The sequence below is a fragment of the Actinospica durhamensis genome, assembly GCF_018139695.1.
GTDB classification, from domain to species: domain Bacteria; phylum Actinomycetota; class Actinomycetes; order Streptomycetales; family Catenulisporaceae; genus Actinospica; species Actinospica durhamensis.
Genome location: NZ_JAGSOG010000665.1, coordinates 1 through 665 on the forward strand (window position 1 = coordinate 1; position 665 = coordinate 665).

Annotated in this window: 1 protein-coding gene; it reads right to left on the minus strand. The window is 67.8% G+C overall.

Annotated elements, in window-relative coordinates:
• Positions 1–665: alpha/beta hydrolase (locus KDL01_RS41630; protein ID WP_212534228.1), on the minus strand; the 665-nt coding region annotated here is incomplete at both ends.

Sequence of the window (665 nt, forward strand, 5' to 3'; positions counted from 1 at the left end):
GCGGTGGGGTTGGTGGCGCGGACGATTGCGTCGAGGACGATCCTGACGTACTTTTCGCCGACCCACAGGTGCTTGGCGCCGGGAACGGCGATGAGTTCGGTGCCCGCGGCTACCGAAGGCTCGGACGCCAGCAGTGTGGCGAAGCGCTCGCGGGCTTCTGCCGGGCGGAGGTAGTCGTCGAATTCGGGGACTAATACCTTGACCGGCTTGCCGGAATCGGCCCACGTACGGATGTCTTCTTCGCCTGCTCGGTGGAGGGGCGGGGAGAGCAGGATGGCGCCTTGGACTTGCGGCTCGCAGCCGTACCTGAGTGTCAGCTCGGTGCCGAAGGACCAGCCGACCAGCCACGGGTTCGGCAGGTCTCTGTGGTCGGCGAAGTCGATCGCGGCTGCCACGTCGAAGCGCTCGCCGACGCCTTCGTCGAACTTACCCTCGCTGGTGCCGCGGGGCGAGGACGTGCCGCGGGTGTTGAAGCGCAGGACAGCGATGTCGGCGAGGGCGGGGAGACGCCAGGCCGCCTTGCGGTAGACGTGACTGTCCATCATGCCTGCGTGGGTGGGCAGGGGATGGAGGGTGACGAGCGTTGCCACCGGGGTGCGGCCTTCGGGAGGCAGAGCCAACTCGCCGACCAGGGTCAGGCCGTCCGCGGTCTTCAGTTCGATGTC